The sequence below is a fragment of the Actinomadura rifamycini DSM 43936 genome (genome assembly GCF_000425065.1).
In the GTDB taxonomy this organism is placed as follows: domain Bacteria; phylum Actinomycetota; class Actinomycetes; order Streptosporangiales; family Streptosporangiaceae; genus Spirillospora; species Spirillospora rifamycini.
Map to the genome: position 1 here is coordinate 1 of NZ_KE384300.1, position 19,020 is coordinate 19,020.

The 19,020-nt window shown below is 73.0% G+C and carries 18 protein-coding genes; 9 read left to right on the plus strand and 9 right to left on the minus strand.

The genetic code is table 11. The features are described 5' to 3' along the window. Positions 1-1,346: 1,346 nt before the first annotated feature. The 3 genes from dprA to H505_RS0133385 are packed head-to-tail and all read right to left on the minus strand — an operon-like array spanning position 1,347 to position 4,399. Positions 1,347-2,501: a DNA-processing protein DprA gene (dprA, locus tag H505_RS0133375; protein ID WP_026405405.1), complete on the minus strand. Its 1,155-nt coding sequence runs from the start codon at positions 2,499-2,501 to the stop codon at positions 1,347-1,349. Beyond that, positions 2,498-4,045, minus strand: a complete 1,548-nt coding sequence (locus H505_RS0133380; RefSeq protein WP_026405406.1) for a YifB family Mg chelatase-like AAA ATPase — start codon at positions 4,043-4,045, stop codon at positions 2,498-2,500. The genes dprA and H505_RS0133380 overlap by 4 nt, the downstream gene beginning before the upstream one ends. Continuing rightward, the gene (locus tag H505_RS0133385) at positions 4,046-4,399 is read right to left on the minus strand and encodes a YraN family protein (protein ID WP_199748115.1); all 354 of its coding nucleotides are present in this window, start codon (positions 4,397-4,399) and stop codon (positions 4,046-4,048) included. Between the two features lie 156 nt (positions 4,400-4,555). On the opposite strand from H505_RS0133385, the gene H505_RS0133390 reads away from it, so the two are divergent. Further along, positions 4,556-5,524 (plus strand): tyrosine recombinase XerC, encoded by a 969-nt coding sequence (locus H505_RS0133390; RefSeq protein ID WP_084551118.1) that lies wholly within the window; start codon positions 4,556-4,558, stop codon positions 5,522-5,524. Positions 5,525-5,541: 17 nt separating this feature from the next. On the opposite strand, the gene H505_RS48610 is transcribed toward H505_RS0133390, so the two are convergent. Continuing rightward, positions 5,542-6,282 carry a murein hydrolase activator EnvC family protein gene (locus H505_RS48610; RefSeq protein WP_084551120.1) on the minus strand — a complete coding sequence of 247 codons (741 nt, stop codon included), beginning with the start codon at positions 6,280-6,282 and terminating at the stop codon, positions 5,542-5,544. A 391-nt stretch (positions 6,283-6,673) separates the two neighbouring features. Between H505_RS48610 and rpsB the strand changes: the two genes are divergently transcribed. From rpsB to H505_RS0133420, 5 genes are all read left to right on the plus strand, one after another. Further along, positions 6,674-7,597, plus strand: coding sequence for a 30S ribosomal protein S2 (gene rpsB, locus H505_RS0133400; protein WP_026405409.1), 924 nt, complete (start codon positions 6,674-6,676; stop codon positions 7,595-7,597). Between the two features lie 81 nt (positions 7,598-7,678). Continuing rightward, positions 7,679-8,515 (plus strand): translation elongation factor Ts, encoded by an 837-nt coding sequence (gene tsf, locus H505_RS0133405; RefSeq protein WP_026405410.1) that lies wholly within the window; start codon positions 7,679-7,681, stop codon positions 8,513-8,515. Positions 8,516-8,573: 58 nt separating this feature from the next. Next, on the plus strand, positions 8,574-9,353 hold the full coding sequence (gene pyrH / locus H505_RS0133410; protein WP_026405411.1) for a UMP kinase: 780 nt from the start codon (positions 8,574-8,576) through the stop codon (positions 9,351-9,353). Between the two features lie 110 nt (positions 9,354-9,463). Next, positions 9,464-10,021: a ribosome recycling factor gene (gene frr, locus H505_RS0133415; RefSeq protein ID WP_026405412.1), complete on the plus strand. Its 558-nt coding sequence runs from the start codon at positions 9,464-9,466 to the stop codon at positions 10,019-10,021. Further along, positions 10,021-10,887 carry a phosphatidate cytidylyltransferase gene (locus H505_RS0133420; RefSeq protein WP_026405413.1) on the plus strand — a complete coding sequence of 289 codons (867 nt, stop codon included), beginning with the start codon at positions 10,021-10,023 and terminating at the stop codon, positions 10,885-10,887. Before frr ends, H505_RS0133420 begins: the two co-directional genes overlap by 1 nt. A 37-nt stretch (positions 10,888-10,924) precedes the next feature. On the opposite strand, the gene H505_RS0133425 is transcribed toward H505_RS0133420, so the two are convergent. Next, on the minus strand, positions 10,925-12,067 hold the full coding sequence (locus H505_RS0133425) for a suppressor of fused domain protein (RefSeq protein ID WP_051301553.1): 1,143 nt from the start codon (positions 12,065-12,067) through the stop codon (positions 10,925-10,927). A 110-nt stretch (positions 12,068-12,177) separates the two neighbouring features. Here H505_RS0133425 and rlmN point away from each other — a divergent pair, with 110 nt between their 5' ends. From rlmN to H505_RS0133440, 3 genes are all read left to right on the plus strand, one after another. After that, positions 12,178-13,344 (plus strand): dual-specificity RNA methyltransferase RlmN, encoded by a 1,167-nt coding sequence (rlmN, locus tag H505_RS0133430; protein ID WP_084551122.1) that lies wholly within the window; start codon positions 12,178-12,180, stop codon positions 13,342-13,344. A gap of 57 nt (positions 13,345-13,401) precedes the next feature. After that, positions 13,402-13,914, plus strand: coding sequence for a DivIVA domain-containing protein (locus H505_RS0133435; RefSeq protein WP_026405416.1), 513 nt, complete (start codon positions 13,402-13,404; stop codon positions 13,912-13,914). 63 nt (positions 13,915-13,977) lie between these two features. Beyond that, entirely contained in the window at positions 13,978-14,805 is an 828-nt protein-coding gene (locus H505_RS0133440) for a DUF1963 domain-containing protein (protein ID WP_169528899.1), read from the plus strand. Between the two features lie 10 nt (positions 14,806-14,815). Here H505_RS0133440 and H505_RS48325 read toward each other — a convergent pair whose 3' ends face one another. The 4 genes from H505_RS48325 to H505_RS46105 all read right to left on the minus strand — a co-directional run bounded on the left by H505_RS48325 (position 14,816) and on the right by H505_RS46105 (position 18,980). After that, positions 14,816-15,505, minus strand: a complete 690-nt coding sequence (locus H505_RS48325; RefSeq protein ID WP_051301465.1) for a hypothetical protein — start codon at positions 15,503-15,505, stop codon at positions 14,816-14,818. Then, the gene (locus tag H505_RS46100) at positions 15,502-16,215 is read right to left on the minus strand and encodes an ATP-binding cassette domain-containing protein (RefSeq protein WP_034521221.1); all 714 of its coding nucleotides are present in this window, start codon (positions 16,213-16,215) and stop codon (positions 15,502-15,504) included. Before H505_RS46100 ends, H505_RS48325 begins: the two co-directional genes overlap by 4 nt. Positions 16,216-17,231: 1,016 nt before the next feature. After that, entirely contained in the window at positions 17,232-17,657 is a 426-nt protein-coding gene (locus H505_RS0133455) for an HIT family protein (RefSeq protein WP_026405418.1), read from the minus strand. Positions 17,658-18,713: 1,056 nt separating this feature from the next. Then, complete coding sequence (locus tag H505_RS46105) at positions 18,714-18,980, minus strand: type II toxin -antitoxin system TacA 1-like antitoxin (RefSeq protein ID WP_051301466.1); 267 nt, start codon at positions 18,978-18,980, stop codon at positions 18,714-18,716. Between the last annotated feature and the right edge of the window lie 40 nt (positions 18,981-19,020).

Sequence of the window (19,020 nt, forward strand, 5' to 3'; positions counted from 1 at the left end):
CCGCCGCGCGCCGCGCGCCGCTCCCCACGCCGCGCCTCGTCCTCCCACCAACTCGTGCCGCCCAGGCCGCCCGCCCCAGCCACAAGCCCCGCCCCCCGCCCGGCCCCCGCTCGCCGCCCGGCCCGTGCCGCGCCCGCCGCCCCGTGCCGCGCCCCCCGCCCCGCGCCGCGCCGCGCGGCCCCGCGCCCGCCGCGCGCCGCGCGCCTCGCCCGGCCCGCACGGCGTGCCCCGCCTGCCCGCGTGGCCTGTCCGGCGCTCGCCCGTCATGCCGCCCGCGGGGCCTCCCTTCCGCTTGTGCTGCCCGCGCCAGCGGTCCAGTTGTGAGCCCCAGACGTCGCCGGCCCCGCTCGTTGCCCGCCCTGGGCCGCATGTCCGCGTCCTTGGCCCGTTTGTGCTGGCCGTGCCGTCGTCCGGGCACCGCATGTCCGCGTTCACCCGCGCCGCCCGTTCGCTTGTGCCATCGGCCCACGCGTGGATGGCACGTGGCATCGATGGCGCGAGAGGCGCGAGTAGCGCGGACGAACGGTGTGAACGTGCGGCATGGCCAGCATGGGTAGGCGGGCCACCTGAGTGGACGGCGCGGACGGGTACGAGCGGGTGCCGCGCGTGACATGCAGGGCGCGGGGTGGCGTGGCGTCGCGGGTGGCGCGGACAGACGGCGCGAGCGTGCGGTACGGGCAGGACGGACAGCACGAGGCGGGCAACGAAGCGGGGCGAGCGGCGAGCGGGACGGCCGACAAGCAGGGCCCCGCCGGCCGATCGGGCACTGCGGGCAGCACGAGCGGGCGGGCAGCACGAGCGGGCGGCGCGGACGGGTAACGAGCGGGCTCGCCACTGGACCGAGCAGTGTGAGCAGGCGGGAGGACGGTGTGAGCGTGCGGTACGGGCAGCAGGGCCGGCCGGACGGCGCGGGCGGCGACACGGGGCGGCCGACGAGCGGGGTGGGCGGCGAGTGGAGGGCTCACTGCTGAACCGAGCGGCGCGCGCGGGAGAACGGCGCGGACAGCCATGCGTGCCACGCGCGCCATCCGTTCGTGCCCGTCCGCGCCGTCAGCTCGCGTGGCCCGCCTGCCCACGCTGTACGTGCGCGCCGTCCGTCCGACGTTGTGCTCCCGTCCTTTCGTGCCGGTCGGTCCAGTGGCGAGCGCCTGGTTGTTGCTCATGCGCGCCGCTCGCCTGTATTGCCCGTTCGCGGTGCCCGACGCAGCCGTCAGCGGTCTGTGCGGAGGTCTCTCGACGACCACGCCTGCGGACGCGCCCACCTGGATTGCGGCGGCACCTGTCCTGCTTGCGCGCCGCGTGGGGTGGGGCGGCGCGGTGGTGCATTGGTCGGTTGGTGTTGTGGCTTACGGGGTGGGTGGTGGGGGCGGGGTTTTGGCGGTCGGGGTCAGGCGCCAGCCGGCGGAGGCGCGTTCGACGAAGCCGCCGGCGGCGAGCAGGCCGAGCTTGGCGTTGACCGTCGGCAGGGGGACACCGGCCTTCGCCGCCAGCTGGGCCGGGCCCGCGTGGCCGCGGGCGGGGAACGCCTCCAGGACGGAGCGGGTCACGGGGTCCAGGCGGTCGCGGGGGAGGACCGGTGTGCGCGGGGCCGGGGCCAGGTCCTCGCCGATGCGGCCGACGGCTTCGACGACCTCCTCGTGGCGGGTGACCAGGAGTGTGCCCTCCTCGCGGAGCAGCCGGTGAACACCGACCGAGGTCCGCGAGGTGACCTGGCCGGGGACGGCCATGACGACGCGGTTGAGCCTGCGGGCCCAGGAAGCGGTGTTCAGGGCGCCGCTGCGGGCCTCGGCTTCGACGATCACCGTGCCGCGTGACAGCGCGGCGATCACCCGGTTCCGGACGAGGAACCGGAGCCGGTGCGGATGGGTGCCGGGCGGCGACTCGCTGACCAGGACGGTGCGGCGGGCCATCTCGGCGAACAGCCCCTCGTTCGACGCGGGGTAGGGGACGTCGAAGCCGTTCGCCAGGACCGCGACGGTGGGGCCCTGCGCCGCCAGCGAGCCGCGGTGGGCGGCGGCGTCGATCCCGAGGGCCCCGCCGGAGACCACCGTCCAGCCGGAGTCGGCCAGTTCCGCCGCCAGTTCCGCGGCGACGTGCAGCCCGTACGGGGACGCGGCGCGGGATCCGACGATCGCGACCGAGTGCAGGCAGCTTCTTCGCAGGTCGGCGGGGCCGCGCAGCCACAGCGCGTAGGGGCGTTCGCCGCCGAGGTCGTCCAGGGTGGTGGGCCATTCGGGGTCTCCCGGGCAGATCAGGCGTCCGCCGAGTTCGGCGCACACGGCGAGGTCCTGTTCGGGGGCGGCGGCGACCAGGCGGATCCGCCAGTGCTCGAGGCGCGCGGCCTCCTTCTCGGTGACGCTCACGTCGTCGGGCGGACGGCCGGTGCGGACCGACTCCAGCGTCCGTTCGGGGCCGACGCGGTCGATGATCCGGTTGAGGAGGGCGTCGCCGGGTTCGGCGACGGCGGTCAGTGCGGCGCGGGCGGCGCGTTCGGCGTTCACGGGCGCCCCGCCGACCACAGGCCGAGCGCGCCGCCGATGTCGTCGGCCTCGGGTTCGTCGTGCCCCGCGAGGTCGGCGATCGTCCAGGCGACCCGCAGGATCCGGTCGAGGCCCCGGGCGCTGAGCGTCCCGCGTTGCAGCGCGTCGTCCGCGCTCCGCATCGCCTCGCCGGACGGGACGAAGCGGCGGCGCAGCTCCGGCCCGGGGATCTCGGAGTTGGAGCGCCACGGGGTGCCGGAGAGCCGCTTGAGCGAGCGTTCCCGGGCGTCGAGGACCCGTTCGGCGACGACCCCGCTCGTCTCGGCGAACTCCAGGTCGTACCGGAGTTCGGCGCGGCTGGCGGGCGTCAGTTCGAGTTTCAGGTCGACCCGGTCCAGCAGGGGGCCGGAGATGCGGGTCCCGTACTTGCGACGGATCCCCGGGGCGCAGGAGCAGTCGATCTGCTTGGCCGCCGCGCACGGGCACGGGTTGGCCGCCAGGACGAGCGTGAAGCGCGCCGGGAACGTCGCCGTCCCCTCGGCTCTGCAGATCCGGACCTGGCCCTCTTCGAGGGGCTGGCGGAGCGCGTCCAGAGTGCCGTGCTGGAATTCTGGCGCCTCGTCCAGGAAGAGGATGCCCCGGTGCGCGAGGGAGACGGCGCCCGGTTGGAGCGTCCGGCCGGAGCCGCCGCCGACCATCGCGACGCGGCTGGCGGTGTGGTGCGGAGCGTAGAACGGCGGCTGGGTGATCAGCGGCTGGCCCGGCGGAAGCGTGCCCGCCACGGAGTGGATGGTGGTCACCTCCAGCGCCGAGTCGGGCTCCAGGGGCGGCAGCAGCGTCGGCAGCCGTTCAGCAAGCATGGTCTTCCCGCAGCCCGGCGGCCCCGAGAAGTAGAGGTGGTGCCCTCCGGCGGCGCTGATCTCCAGGGCGCGGCGCGCGTCGGCCTGCCCCCGGACGTCGGCGAGATCGACGTCCGGGGAGATCTCCTTCCGGCCGACGGCGAGGCGGCCGCCGAGCACCGGCTCGTCCTCGGCCTCCTCGACCGGCGGCGGCTCGTCGCGCAGCAGGCACAGGAGGCCGCGCAAGGTTCGCGCGGAGACCACTTCCACGTCCGGGACCAGCCGGGCCTCGGCCGCGTTGGCGTGCGGGACGACCACCGTGCGGCAGCCGCTCTGGGACGCGGCGAGCACGGCGGGCAGGACGCCCTGCACGGCGCGGATCCGGCCGTCGAGCCCCAGTTCGCCGATCATCACCAGCCCCCCGCACGAGCGGGCCGGGACCACCTCGGCCGCGGCGAGCAACGCCACGGCTATTGCAAGATCGAAGTTGGAGCCTCTCTTCGGCATGCTCGCGGGGAACAGGGAGACCGTCACGTGGCGGTTGGGCCAGTCCTCGTCCGAGTTGAAGATCGCCGCGCGGACGCGGTCGCGCGCCTCGCTGAGCACGGTGTCGGGCAGGCCGACCAGGTGGAGGCCGGGCACGCCGCTGGTGATGGCGGCCTCGACGTCCACCAGGAAGCCCTCCACGCCGACCAGCGACACCGAGCGGGTCTTGGCGAGCGTCATCTAGCACACCTCCCGCAGGTGATCGATGGCGAAGCCGTCGCCGTCGGCGACGAGGCCGAGCACGTCCACCCGGACGGCCGTGCCGCGGGCGCCGTGCGCGGCGGCCCATCGCCAGGCCAGCCGGCGCAACCGGGCGGCCTTCGTCTCGGTGATCGCCTCCAGCGGGTCGCCGAACCGGGTGGACCTCCGCGTCTTCACCTCGCAGACGACCGGGACCCGGCCGTCGTGGGCGACGATGTCGATCTCCCCCTCGGAGCACCGCCAGTTGCGTTCGAGGATCGTCCAGCCGATGCCGGCCAGGTATCCGGCGGCGGCGTCCTCGCCGCGGCGCCCCAAGTCGATGTGCTGTTTCACGGACCTCACCTCCGATCTCGACGCTCCCCGATGCGGACACCGGCTGTAACCGGAACGGCACCCTGTGGATAACTCGGCGGGACATTGCGGGTCGGACGGTCGAAACCCGGCGTGGGGTGCTTGCTTCCTCGGGGACGGCGTCGCACGGTGGCGGCTGTGGACGACACGGGCGGGCGCGGGACGGGCGGACATGCGGAAGACGACGCGGTCGACGCGGGCGGCGAGCTCGAGGCGGCCGTCGCGGAGTTCGGACGCCGCCTGCGCGCGGAGCGCGACGTCTCGCCGCACACGCTCCGCGCGTACCTCGGGGACCTGCGGGACCTCTGCGCCCATGCGGCCGAGACCGGAGCGACGCGGCCCGCGGACCTGGACGTCGGGCTGCTGCGGGCCTGGCTGGCACGGCAGCACGCGATGGGCCGTTCGCGGGCCACGCTCGCCCGCCGGACGGCGGCCGCCCGTGCGTTCACGGGCCACCTGCACCGCATTGGCGTCCTGGAGAGCGATCCGGGGCTGCTCCTGGGCACCCCCCAACGGCGCCGGAGCCTGCCCGCCGTGCTGACCCGGGGCGACGCCGGGCGGCTGCTGGACGAGATGGACGCCGACGGCCCGCTGGGCCTGCGGGACCGCGCCGTCCTGGAGGTCCTGTACGCGACGGGCGTGCGCATCAGCGAACTCTGCGGCCTGGACGTCGACGACCTTGACACGGGGCACCGGACGATCCGCGTGCTGGGTAAGGGGGGACGCGAGCGGACGGTGCCGATGGGCGAACCCGCCGCCCGCGCCGTCCAGGACTGGCTCCGCGCCGGGCGTCCCGCGCTGGCGGACGAGGGCAGCGGGCCCGCACTGTTCCTGGGCGCGCGCGGGCGTCGCCTGCATCCGACGAGTGCGCGGCGGATGGTCCACGCGCGCATCGCCGAGGTGGGCGGGATGCCCGACATGGCGCCGCACGGACTGCGGCACAGCGCGGCGTCGCACCTCCTGGAGGGCGGAGCCGATCTGCGGAGCGTCCAGGAAATCCTCGGCCATGCCTCGCTGCAGACGACCCAGCTCTACACGCACGTCTCGTCCGAGAGGCTCAAGCGGGTGCACCGTCAAGCCCACCCGCGCGGGGGCTTGGACGACTAGCGTCCGCCGATCCAGGGCTACGGGGTCCGGCGCAGGCGTCGCTCCTTCGACAGGTCGATGACGCCCGGCGGCGGAGGGGGCGGCCGGAGACGACCGGCGCGAAGACGGCCGGCGCGGAAGCCGCCGGCACGGAGGCGGGCGCGCGGACGCGGGCGGGTGCGGCGCCAGAGGAACGCCAGGACGTACGCCAGGACCATGCCGGTCAGCGCGCCGCCCGTGGCCGTCGTGGCGTCCCGAAGCCCCATGCGCGGCTCGGCGGGTGCGGGCTCGGCGCGTTCGCGGGGAGCGGGCGGCGGGGACCAGTGCGGGAGCAGCCTGATCTCGCGGCGCACGAGGTCGACCGGGTTCAGGTACACGCGCCCGTCGCGCAAGCCCCAGTGCAGGCAGGTGGAGGCGCAGTGCGAGCCGCCCGCCTCGACTCTGCCGATCACGGTGCCGGGCGTGACGCGGCGCCCGACGGGGACGCTCGGGCGGACGGGCAGGTACGTGGTGCTGAGCCGCCCGTGCGTGATCGCGACGACGCCGCGTCCGGCGAGCCGGTCGGCGAAGGACACCCGTCCGGGCCCGGCGGCGCGCACCGGATCCCCCGGACGGGCGGCGAGATCGACCCCGCGGTGGCCCGCGCCCCAGGGGGACGCCGGAGGCGAGAAGCCGCGCAGGACTTGGGGTGCGGGCGGGCCCAGCGGCCACCTCCAGACATCGGGGCTCGGCGCCCCGGCCGTGATCGCGCAGGTGAGGAGCAGTGTGAACAAGGTCATGCCCGAAGCGTGCCGGGGGAGCGCGCCGGTCGTTGCCGCTTCCGCGGCCTGTGGATAACCTCCGACTTCATTGATTCCCGGAGCCCTCCGGGCCCTGATAATCTGTGATGGTGCTCCAAAAGGACACCGGCCGAGGCCAGGCCGTCACCCTTTCGACCACGCGGTCGGACGGGCGAGAAGCCGCTACCTGTGAGCGGAGGGGCCGCGGCCCGGGAGACCGGGCCACAGCCGCCAGGGAGCACCCGGCGGCTGATTTCACGCGTCCGCATGCCACCGACCTGGTGGGGTGCCGCCCCTCGGTCCGTCGCCGCCGGCGACGGTGGGACGGCGCCCGGGCGCAGGCAGACAACCAAATGCGGCCCGCCAGGGCCAGAGAAGGAGAGCACGGGCCATGGCACCCGTCGTCACCATGCGGCAGCTCCTGGAGAGCGGCGTCCACTTCGGCCACCAGACCCGCCGGTGGAACCCGAAGATGAAGCGCTTCATCCTCACGGAGCGCAACGGCATCTACATCATCGACCTGCAGCAGTCGCTGTCCTACATCGACCGCGCCTACGAGTTCGTCAAGGCCACGGTCGCCCACGGCGGCACGATCCTGTTCGTCGGTACCAAGAAGCAGGCCCAGGAGGCCATCGCCGAGCAGGCCACCCGGGTCGGCATGCCCTTCGTCAACCAGCGCTGGCTGGGCGGCATGCTCACCAACTTCTCCACCGTCCACAAGCGGCTCACCCGGCTCAAGGAGCTGGAGGAGATCAACTACGACGACGTGGCCGGCTCCGGCATGACGAAGAAGGAGCTTCTCGGCCTGCGCCGCGAGAAGGACAAGCTGGAGCGCACCCTCGGCGGTATCCGCGACATGGCGAAGGTTCCGAGCGCCATCTGGATCGTGGACACCAAGAAGGAGCACATCGCGGTCAACGAGGCCAAGAAGCTCGGCATCCCGGTCGTCGCGATCCTGGACACCAACTGCGACCCCGACGAGGTCGACTACCCGGTTCCGGGCAACGACGACGCGATCCGCAGCGTCAGCCTGCTGACCCGCGTGGTCGCCGACGCCGTCGCCGACGGCCTGATCGCCCGCGCCGGCGCCGGTGCCGGCGGTGACGAGAAGCCCGCCGAGGGCGCCGCGTCCGCCGCCGAGCCGCTGCCCGAGTGGGAGCGCCAGCTGCTGGAGAAGCAGTCCGCCGAGGCCGCCCCGGCCGCCGACGCCGCCCCCGCCGCCGAGGCCGCCGAGGCCCCCGCGGCTTCCGAGGGCGCGGCCGCCGAGGCTCCCGCCCAGCCGGAGCAGGCGAGCGCCGAGGCCGAGCAGGCTTGATCCCGCGATCCCGGCGGCCCGTGACGGGCCGCCGGGATCGTCGCGGGTCCACGACCAACGACGAGAGAAGCGAAGAGAGCGATGGCGAACTTCACCGCCGCTGACGTCAAGCGGCTCCGTGACCTGACCGGCGCCGGAATGATGGCCGTCAAGAACGCCCTGACCGAGGCGGACGGCGACTTCGAGAAGGCCACCGAGCTGCTGCGCCTCAAGGGCGCCAAGGACGTCGGCAAGCGCGCCGAGCGCACCGCGGCCAACGGCCTCGTCGCCGAGTACTTTGCCGACTCCGGCAACGGCGCGATGCTCGAGCTGAACTGCGAGACGGACTTCGTCGCGAAGAACGCGCAGTTCATCGAGCTGGCCGACCGTCTCGTCCGGTTCGTCGCGACCGCCGGCGCCGCCGACGTGGCCGCGCTGCTGACCGCCGAGATCGAGCCGGGCAAGACCGTCCAGGCCCTGATCGAGGAGAACAGCGCCAAGATCGGCGAGAAGCTCGAGCTGCGCCGCTTCGCCCACTTCCAGGGCGCCTACGTGGCCAGCTACCTGCACAAGTCCGACCCGCAGCTGCCGCCGACCACCGGCGTGCTGGTCGAGCTGGACGCCGAGAACGCCGAGGTCGCCAAGGACGTCGCCCAGCAGATCGCGGCGATGGCGCCCAAGTACCTGAACCGCGACGAGATCCCCGCCGAGGCGATCGAGAAGGAGCGGGCGCTCGCCGAGCAGCTCACCCGCGACGAGGGCAAGCCCGAGCAGGCCATCCCGAAGATCGTCGAGGGCCGGGTCAACGCCTACTTCCGCGACTTCGTCCTGCTGGAGCAGGCGTTCGTCAAGGACGGCAAGAAGACGATCGCGAAGGTGCTGGACGAGGCCGGTGTCAAGGTCGTCCGGTTCGCCCGGTTCAAGGTCGGGCAGGTCTGAGGGCACCCTGGAACTGGGGATCAGGCTAGAAGACGGACGCAACGAGGAGGCCGCCGACGTGCCGGACAAGACGACCACTAGCGCGACGGCGGCCTCGTCGTCCGCTCGGCACGCGCCGGGCGCCGGCTGGAGACGGGTGCTGCTGAAGCTGTCCGGGGAGGCGTTCGCCGGACGCGACCCGCTCGGCATCGACCCGCAGATCGTGCAGCACGTCGCCGAGGGCATCGCCGAGGCGGTGCGCGACGGCGTCGAAGTCGCGGTCGTGTGCGGCGGCGGCAACATGTTCCGCGGCGCGGTCATGGCCGAGCGCGGCATGGACCGCGGCCGCGCCGACTACATGGGCATGATCGGCACGGTCATCAACTGCCTCGCGCTCCAGGACTTCCTGGAGAAGCTCGGCATCGACACCCGCGTCCAGACCGCCATCACCATGAGCCAGGTGGCCGAGCCGTACATTCCGCGGCGCGCCATCCGGCACCTGGAGAAGGGCCGCGTCGTCATCTTCGGCGCCGGGCTCGGCCAGCCGTTCTTCTCCACCGACACCACCGCCGCCCAGCGCGCGCTGGAGATCGGTGCGGAGGCCGTGCTCAAGGCGACCCAGGTGGACGGCGTCTACGACGCCGACCCCCGCAAGAATCCAGAGGCGGTCAAGTTCGACCATTTGGATTACGGTGAAGTTCTACAGCGGGGACTGAAGGTCATGGACGCCACGGCCATCAGCCTCTGCATGGACAACGCGCTCCCCATCGTGGTCTTCGACCTGTTGGGGCAGGGCAACATCGTCCGGGCCGTCCGGGGTGAGAAGATCGGCACGCTGGTCAGCCCGGCACAGGGCTGACCGCGCCGCGACCGCGCCTCGCGGGAGCCGTGCACGCGCACGGTTCCCGCGCGGAGAGGCCGCGGGGACAGCACCAGGTACACGGCCGACCAGATGACACGGGAGTCACAGTGATCGACGAGACCCTCCTCGAAGCCGAGGAGAAGATGGAGAAGGCGGTCGCGGTCGCCAAGGAGGACTTCCAGGCCATCCGCACCGGCCGGGTCACCCCCGCGATGTTCAGCAAGATCACCGCGGAGTACTACGGCACCCCGACGCCGATCAACCAGCTCGCGTCCTTCACGCTGCCCGAACCGCGGCTGGTCATCGTGCAGGTCTTCGACAAGTCGTCCATGCAGGCGGTGGAGAAGGCCATCCGGGAGAGCGACCTCGGCGTGAACCCCACCAACGACGGCAACGTCATCCGCGTCGTCTTCCCCGAGCTGTCGGAGGAGCGCCGCAAGGAGTTCATCAAGGTCGCGGGCGGTAAGGCCGAGGACAGCAAGATCTCCATCCGCAACATCCGGCGGCGCGCCAAGGACGCCCTCGACAAGCTCGCCAAGGACGGCGACGCCGGCGAGGACGAGGTCCGCCGTGCGGAGAAGGAACTCGACGACACCACGCACCGGTACACGGCGCAGATCGACGAGTTGCTCGAGCACAAGAAGGCCGAACTGCTCGAAGTGTGATGGAACTCGACGACGCCGGGGAGCCCACGGGCTCCCCGGATAAGCCGCGCGCGGGCAAAGCCGGGCGCAACCTCCCCATGGCGATCGGCGTGGGCGCCGGCCTCGGCGCACTCGTCCTGGTGTCGCTGTACACCGTCAAGGAGATCTTCCTTGGCGTCATGGTGCTCTTCCTGTTCCTCGGCATGCGCGAACTGACCGAGGCGCTCAAGAGCCGCGACATCCGGGTGCCGTTCATCCCGGTCGCCACGGGGATGGTGGCGACCCCCGTCGTCGCTTACATCTGGGGCTCCACCGCCGTGGTCGCCGCGGTGTCCCTGACGGTTCTCGCCCTGCTCGTCACACGGATGACGGAAGGGTCGGACGGCTACGTCCGGGACGTGTCCGCGGGGGCGCTGACCAGCGGCTGGCTCGTCCTCATGGGCGGTATCGTGGCGCTGCTGATGGCCCCGGACGACGGCGACCACCGCATCGTGATCTTCATCGCGACGACCGTGGCCAGCGACATCGGCGGATATTTCGCCGGGTCGTTCCTCGGCAAGCACAAGATGGCGCCGACCATCAGCCCGAAGAAGACCTGGGAGGGCTTCAGCGGCTCCGCCCTGACCTGCATGGTCGTCGGCGGGTGGCTGGTGTGGTGGCTGCTGGACGGCGGACGGGTCTGGCACGGCGTCGTCATCGGCCTCGCCGTCGTGGTCACCGCGACGGTCGGCGACCTCATCGAGTCGATGGTCAAGCGCGACCTCGGCATCAAGGACATGGGGACCCTCCTGCCCGGTCACGGCGGCGTGATGGACCGCCTCGACTCCCTCGTGGCGACCGCCCCCGTGGTCTGGCTGCTGCTGGAGCTGTTCGTCCCCACCTCGTGATCGGCGCCCCGGCCGCCGGGCGCGTGCGCGGGCGGGGCTACGACACCACCCACGTGCGTCCCTCGCGGGCCAGCCGCCGCACGAGCGCCTCCGAACCCTCCGCCCTGGCGAAACGGTGATCCTCGGCGCTGATCGGGACGAGCCACAGCCACCGGACGGGATCGTCCTGGACGGTCAAGCCCGCCAGCACGGGAGGGGCGGGGCCCTCCAGACGCGCGGGGTCCTCCAGGAGCAGGACGGCTTCCCAACCGGATCCCTGGGCGCCCAAGGGGAAAGGGCGATCGTCGTGAGGCCACTTGACGACGTCGCCGGGCGCGAACCAGGTCACCGTCCGCCACGGACACGGCGCGAGCCAGGGGAAAATGCTGCCCGCCGACCGTGCGGGCAGGGTGGCGGCCAAGGCGAGTTCGATCCGGGCGTGAGGGGACACGTCCTCCTCGTACAGTTCGATCGTCGGCATCCGTTGCCGACTCATCCCCACCGTGCTCAACACGGTGAACTCCCGATCGTCCTGTGGCGGGCGCTCGGTCACCCCGACGGTCGGCAATGTGCCGCCTCCGCCGCCTGAGCGTCGTCCGATGTCGTGCCAGTAGTGCCCGCCGGGGCCGAGCCGTTGCAGAAGGTGCCCGAGGACGGCTTGCTGGTACTCCGCCCAGGCCCCTTCGGCGCGCGCAGCCTTCCAGTGGACGCGCGCGCGGTCCAAGCGTGGTCCGAAGTGGTCGATCTCCTCTGCGAGGGGGAACGCGAACGGGCTCTGTTCGGCGGCGTCCCGGGCGTAACCGGGGATGCCGCGCCCGATATCGGACCATCCGGGGATCACGAACAGCGGCTCTCCCGCTTCGAGGACGGCCACGCCGTCGCCCTCCTCGAACCAGACGGTCTCCAGCGCGCCCGCGTCGAGCGCGTCCCGTCCGTCCGGGTGGCGGACGTGCGACCGGGGGAGGAGCGGCGCGGCGCCCGCGTCCAGGCGGGCCCGGTCCAGACCGGCGGGGGCGGCGCGGTGGTTGGCGACCCAGACGGCCCCGACGACCGACTCCCCGGCGTCCTTCAGATAGGCGGCGGTGACGGTTCCGTCGCTCTCGACGACGAGGCGGCGGCTGCCGTACGGGCCGGACTCGGCGTGGACGACGGTCGTGCCCCGGCGCCGGGCCGCGGCGGCGCCCCTGCGCAGAACCGACATGGTCGAGACCTTAGTGGCCCGGGAGATCATGCGCAGTCGCCTGGTCCGTCCGGGTTCGGGCCGGTCGGACGGACGAGGCACCCGCGTGGGTTTGCGACACTGGAAGGACCATGTCTGCCACCACCGAGCCCGCCACCGGGACCGCCGCGCAGCCGAACGGGTCCGCGCCCAAGAAGACCCCGGCGAAGCTGGTCTTCGCCGCCCCGCGGCGCGGCAAGCCGCCGCGGCACCTCGCCGACCTCGCCCCGGCGGAGCGCCGGGAGGCGGTCGCCGAGCTGGGGGAGAAGCCCTTCCGGGCCGACCAGCTGTCGCGGCACTACTTCGCCCGGCTGGTCGACGACCCCGCGGAGATGACCGACCTGCCGGCCGCGGCCCGCGACCGGCTCGTGTCCGCACTGCTGCCGTCGCTGATCACGCCCGTCCGCGAGATGGACTGCGACGGCGGCAAGACGCTCAAGACGGTGTGGAAGGCGTTCGACGGCGTCCTGTTCGAGTCCGTGCTGATGCGTTACCCGGACAGGGCCACCATGTGCGTGTCGTCCCAAGCCGGGTGCGGCATGAACTGCCCGTTTTGCGCCACCGGCCAGGCCGGGCTCACCCGGAACCTGTCCACGGCCGAGATCGTCGAGCAGGTCGCCGCGGGCGCACGCGCACTCGCCCGCGGGCGCGTCCCAGGCGGACCCGGACGCGTCTCCAACATCGTGTTCATGGGCATGGGTGAGCCCCTCGCGAACTACAAGTCCGTGATCGGGGCGGTCCGCCGCATCACCGACCCGGCGCCCGCCGGGCTGGGCATCTCGCAGCGGTCGGTGACCGTCTCGACCGTCGGGCTCGTCCCCGCCATCGAGAAGCTGGCCGCGGAGGACATGTCGGTGCGGCTCGCCGTGTCCCTGCACGCGCCCGACGACGAACTGCGCGACGACCTCGTCCCGGTCAACAACCGCTGGAAGGTCGCCGAGGTGCTGGACGCCGCGTGGGCGTACGCCGACCGCAGCGGCCGCCGCGTCTCCATCGAATACGCCCTGATCAAGGACGTCAACGACCAGGCGTGGCGCGCAGATCTTCTCGGCAGGCTCTTGCGCGGGCACCTCGCACACGTCAATCTGATCCCGTTGAACCCGACGCCGGGATCCAAGTGGACCGCCTCCCGGCCCGAGGACGAACGGGAGTTCGTCCGGCGGCTGGAGCACCACGGGGTCCCGGTCACGGTGCGCGACACTCGGGGCAGGGAGATCGACGGGGCCTGCGGGCAGCTGGCCGCCTCGACCAGGGACTGAGCGCCCGCGGTGTGCTCCCCGCACCCCGCGGACGCGGGGAGCTGCTGAGGAGCACGTGTGCGGGGGAAGAAGGGAACGCGGCCGCCGATCGTCCTGCGCGGCTACGACCGGGCCCAGGTGGACGCCCTGCTCGAGGAGATCCGCGGGGCGCTGAACGGCGGCCCGCCGCTGACCGCCGACGACGTCCGCGCCCGCCGCTTCGACATCGTCCTGCGCGGCTACGACCCCCGCACGGTGGACGAACTGGTCAGCGAGTGCATCCGCGAGCTGCAGGCCGCCGGGCCGATCCGCGAGCGGGCGGGGCGTCCGCGCGTCCATCCGGGCTGGCTGGTCTCCTGGATCGAGAACGCGCGGTTCCCCGCGGTCCGCATGCGCCTGGGCTATGACGTCCGGGACGTCGACGCGTTCCTGGAGCGTGTCATCGCGGGCCTGCGCGGCGCCGCCCCGCCGGTGACGCCCGCCGACGTCCGCGCTTGCATCTTCCGGACGATCCGCCTCGGGCCCGGCTACGACGTGCAGGAGGTCGACGACTTCCTCGCCCGGCTCGCCGACGCCCTCGAACGCCGCTGACGAAGTTATCCACAGTTTTGCGGCGGGGTGGTGAGGCCGTCCGCGGCACGCAACGCTATGTGCATGGACGATCTCACCGCGCAGCGGAGGCGGCTGCGTCACCTGTTCGAGCGCTTCGTCAGCCCCGAGATGCTCGCCGCCGTGCTCCCCCTGACCCGCCCCGCCCTCCGGCTCGCCGCGGAGGGCGGCACCCCCGTGGACTTCGGCGGCGTCCCGCTCCTCCCGCCCGGCGAGCCGTGGCCGACATGGCACGGCCGCCCCCTGGACTTCCTCGGCGCCATCGACTTCGCCGGCCTTCCCTCGCCAGGCGAGATCCCCGGTGTTCCCGCCGCGGGGACCGCCGCCTTCTACTACGCCAGCGAGGTCCCGCGGCCCTGGGGCGACGAGTCCGCCCAGCGCGACGGGTGGCGCGTGTTCACCGGCGCCGTCGAACGCGCCTCCCCGCCGCCCGGCGCGGTCGCCTTCCCCCGCACGCGTCTGCACGCCGCGCCGTTCCTGTCCCTCCCGTCCCCGCAGGAACCAGCCGTCCGCCGCCTGGAGCTGCGCTATCCGGGCCTGCTCGCCGTCTACGAGCAACTGCACGCCGTGTGGTCCCGGCACATCCGCCCCCGCGGGCTGCCGGCCCACCAGCTCGGCGGCTGGCCGGCGCTGGTGCAGCGCCCGATCGGGCCCGACTGCCTGTACGCCTCCACCGGCCGCGCACTGGACACCCCGAGATCTCCGGCCCTCACGCCGGAGGAGGCGCGTGCCGCCGAGGAATGGCACCTCCTCCTGCAGCTCGACTCGGACCCGCGCCTCGGCTGGTACTGGGGCGATCCCGGCCGCGTCTACTTCTGCGGCCGCCGCGAACACCCGTTGGAGGACGCATGGCTGACCGTCCAAGCCGCCTGACGGCCGGGCGTCAGGAGCGGAACCGGTCCGTGGCGACGTAGGCGGCACCGACCAGGGCCGTCCACAGCACCAGATGCAGGGCGATGCCAGGGAAGTCCGCGACGAAGGCGTCCGGCCCGTCGTGGACCGCCCGCAGCCAGTCGATCACCGGCACCGAGATGGGCGACAGCGGCCCGAGGCCGAACAGCACCAACGCGCTCGCGCCGCCGAGCAGTGCCAGCAACGCGACCCCGGGAGAAGGGAGGACGGCCCGGCTCGTCCATGCGCCGAGCAGCGTGCCCGCGGCCGCCACGAGCGCGTTCAGCGCCAGCCCCGCGGTCACCGCGGGCCCCGGCGACCCCGACGACACCGCCTGAACGAGAGGAATCGCCAATGTCACGATCCCCAGGCACAGATTCATGCCGTAGGCGGCGAGCAGCCCCGCCCAGACGGGCGCCCACCGGTGCCTCGCCGCGGACGCCGTCAGGGCGCGCTGCTCGTCCGGCTGCGTGTCCAGCAGGGCGCGCGCCGCCCACGCCCACACCGGGAACATGAACGCCGCCACGTCGCCGAACGTGCCCACCGCAAGAGCGTCCGCCTCGGGCCCGCTCGGCCCCTGCGCCAGCACCAGGGCCACTACGAGGACGACGAGGATCAGCGGATGCAGCACGCGCAGCGACCGGATGTAGGCCGCCGCCTGGAAGCGGGCGATCGCGATCATCGCGCGGGCCTCCGCACCCGGTAGCCGTCCGCGAGCAACTTCGCCTCCACGGTGTCGATTTCCTCCTCGGGGACGACGACCTCGAGGATCGCGGACGCGGGTGCGGTCACGTCCAAGGCGGTGACCGTGCCGTCGGCCACGCGCAGCCGCTCGACGTCGGGCAGCGGCTCGATGCACCGCTGGTGGTCACTGACCACGACGGTGGTCCCGCCGGCGGCGAGGTCGCCGATCAGTCCGGGGAGCGCGTCGCGCGTGGCGGCGTCCAGTCCGGCGAACGGCTCGTCCAGCACGAGGAGTTCGGGATCGTCCAGGAGGGCCTGCGCGATCCCGACCTTCTGCGCGCTGCCCTTGGACAGCTCCGGCAACCGCACATCCAGCAGCTGCTCGAAACCGAGCCGATCCGCCCACTCGCCGACCGAGTCCGCCCGGCAACCCCGAATGGAGGCCATGTGCGTCAGATAAGACCGAACGGTGAACGGCTGGTCGACCGGGAACCGCTCGGGCGCGTACCCCACCCGGTCGGGCCGTTCCCGGACGGCGCCTTTCCCCGGCCGTCGCAAACCGGCGACCAGTCGGAGAAAGGTCGACTTCCCCGCTCCGTTGCGCCCCGTGACCTCGATGATGCGCCCGGGCTCCAAGGTGAGGTCGACGCCCTTGAGAACCCACGGACCCCGTCTCCGGTACCGGAAGGCCACATTTTCGAAGAGCACACCCGCACCCTAGCGAAGCCGAACGCCCTTCCTCCGCCCTCGCAAGGGGAGACGCCCCGACCGCCCGTTCGCCAACCCTGGCGAAGACGGCAGGACCGAGCAGCACACCGACGCCCAGCCCCACCAGCGGGACGGCGACCCGCGCGCCCGCCGCCCACGTGCGTGGCGTGGACGCCAACCGGCGCGGACGCCGAACCGCAGGACGGGCCGAACACGAGGGCGGTGCATGTGACGTGGAACAGGGCGGGGGGCGGCGATCGCAGCGAGTCCCAGCAGCGCCGACGCGCCCGTCCCTGTCAGCCCGTCCGAATGGTGACGGCCTCCCGCACGGACTGGCCTCGGCGGGGGTGGGCCGCACGCCGTGACGGACCGGGATGGGACGGGCGCACGCCTGTCCTAATCCGGTGCCGGGCCCGCCGAGTTCGCCAAGTCCGCCGGGTGGCCGGGTGCTGGTCGTACCAGTACGCCAGCCCCACCTTGCCCGCCCACCTTGCCCGGCCACCTTGCCCGGCGCTCGCGCCCCGTCCCGCTGGCGAGCGGCTTGGCAGTGGCGTGCACGGCTTCCGGCTGGGTGACCGGCTCTCGCGCTCGGGTGACTCGCCTCGCGGCTGTGCGGGTGGCTTCGCGGGTTGGTGGTCAACTCTCGCGGCTGGACGATCGGCTTTCCGATTGGATGACCGGCTTCGCGGTTGGGCGACCGCCCCCGGGAGTTGGGTGACTGGCCCTGGGAGTTGGGTGACTGGCCTCGTGGTTGCGTGGTTTGCCTCGCGGTTGGGTGACCGGCTCCGTAACTGGACGTCTGGCCTCGCCGTTTTCCTGCTGCTGTGCGTCTGCGGGGCTCTTCCGGGCGATTGTTCCGTTCGCGTCCTGCGCCGGGTCTGTTTGCGTTCAGAATCGTCCGGTGCCTCGGTTTGGTTTCGCCCTGCGTCTGCTTTGGGACTGCTTAGGGCTTGGTTGCTCCGAAGCACGACGCTCCTGCTCAGGCTCGCCGGGGCTGGGGCGGGGTGTGGCGGGGGTCAGGTGAGGGCGGTTGTCAGGCGGGAGGCGTAGGCGGCGGCTTCGGTGTCGGAGTCGTATTTGTGGCGGGGCCAGAAGAATCCGCGGAGGCCGTCCTTGCGGTTGCGGGGGACGACGTGGACGTGCAGATGGGGGACGCTCTGGCTGATCCGGTTGTTCATGGCCACGAAAGAGCCGGCGGCGTCGAGGGCCGACTCCATCGCGGCGGCGAGTCGTTGCGCGTGGGCGAAGAAGGGGCCGAGTTCCTCGGGGGGAAGGTCGGTCAGGGTCTCGCGGTGCGTGCGGGGGACCAGCAAGGTGTGGCCCTTGAACAGCGGACGGGCATCGAGGAACGCCATCGCTTCCGGGGTGTCGAGGACGATGTGGGCGGGGCGTTCTCCCTTCACGATCTCGCAGAAGACGCAGGCGCCGCCGGAGTCAGCCATGGGTGGCATTCTGCCGGAAGGGAGCCGGTCGGGGGTGCAGCGGCGGGTCTGCGGGCGGGGCGCGATCCGTGGGAGCAGGCGGCCGTGTAGGCGATGACCTGGGCGGGGACGCGGTCCGTGGTCGAGCTCCACGATCCGGCCGTCGGGCTCGTCGAGGTGGTGCAGGAGCATGGGCCAGCCCGCGGCGTCGTTCCGCCCGGTGGGCGGCCTCGTCGATGAGCGTGAGGTCAGCCGCGGGCCGTGGGCCGACCTGGGTCCCCGGGGGCGGCGGGGGCGGAGCACAGCGGTCTGCTCTGCGGGTTCGAGGACGCTGTTGGCGGTGGGGGCGAGGCGGCGGGAATCGGTGAGGAGGTCCAGGACGAGTCCGGATGAAACGACCTCGGGATACGTTGCGGCGACCGCCGTCCCGACGTTCTGGGGACGCCGCACCTGCGCGCGCGTCCGCTCGTCGCAGCCCTCGCCGCGTGCCTCCATCCGGGCGAGCCCGCAGCCCGCGATCCGCTGGGCGAGGCGTTCCTCCAGCGGCACCTGCGTGGCGCCGACCTCGTCTCGCGCGGGCAGGACGTCGCGGATGTACGTCGGGAACGAGCGGTTCGGCCCGACGATCCCGGTTCCGCCGCGGACCCGCCGTCGAGCGCCGACGGCGTCCACCCCGAGGCCGTCGCGCGCCGAGGCCGCCGTACGACCTGCTGGAGTACGGCTTGGCGTCACGATTCGCCTGACCGGCCGTTTCCGGCCCGACGCGGGGTCGTCGACGGCGCCGCGCCCCGGAGACGCTTCTCGGGCGTTATGTCCGGCGGCGTCAGTCGGTGGTGTGGAGTGGCGGCGTCGGTCGGCGGTGCGGGGCGGCAGGGGAGGTTGGTGCTCCCTTGGCCCGAGATGGCGAGGGCTTCTCGGGCGATGTGTTCGGCGGCGTCAGTGGTGGTGTGGGTGGCGGGGGGTGGTGGTTGTTCGGCCTGGCTTGGGTCTGCTGGGTCGGTGTGGGAGGCGGCGGCGTGGGGCGGTGGGGCCCGGTGTGGCGGGGTGGCAGGCGAGGGGCGATTGTGGCGGCGGGGGTCAGCCTAGGGCCTGGGCTATGGCCATGTACGGGTCGGGGGAGGGGCCGCTCGGGGCTTCGGGGAGGTCCGGGGAGTCGTGGGCGGACGCGTGCGCGTAGAGGTCGCGTTCGGCGCGGTCGAGCGCGGCCGAGAGGACGTACTGGGGGACCGTCCAGCCGATGAGGGCCGCGGCCTTGCGGATCGCGAGATGCGCTTCCGCGGACGTGCGGAGGTGGATGTGGTCGTCGTGGGCGCCGGGAAGGTCGGGGTGAACCGGCGGCTGCATGGACGCCTCCTTCCTCTTCGGCACCTCAACGTACGCCCGG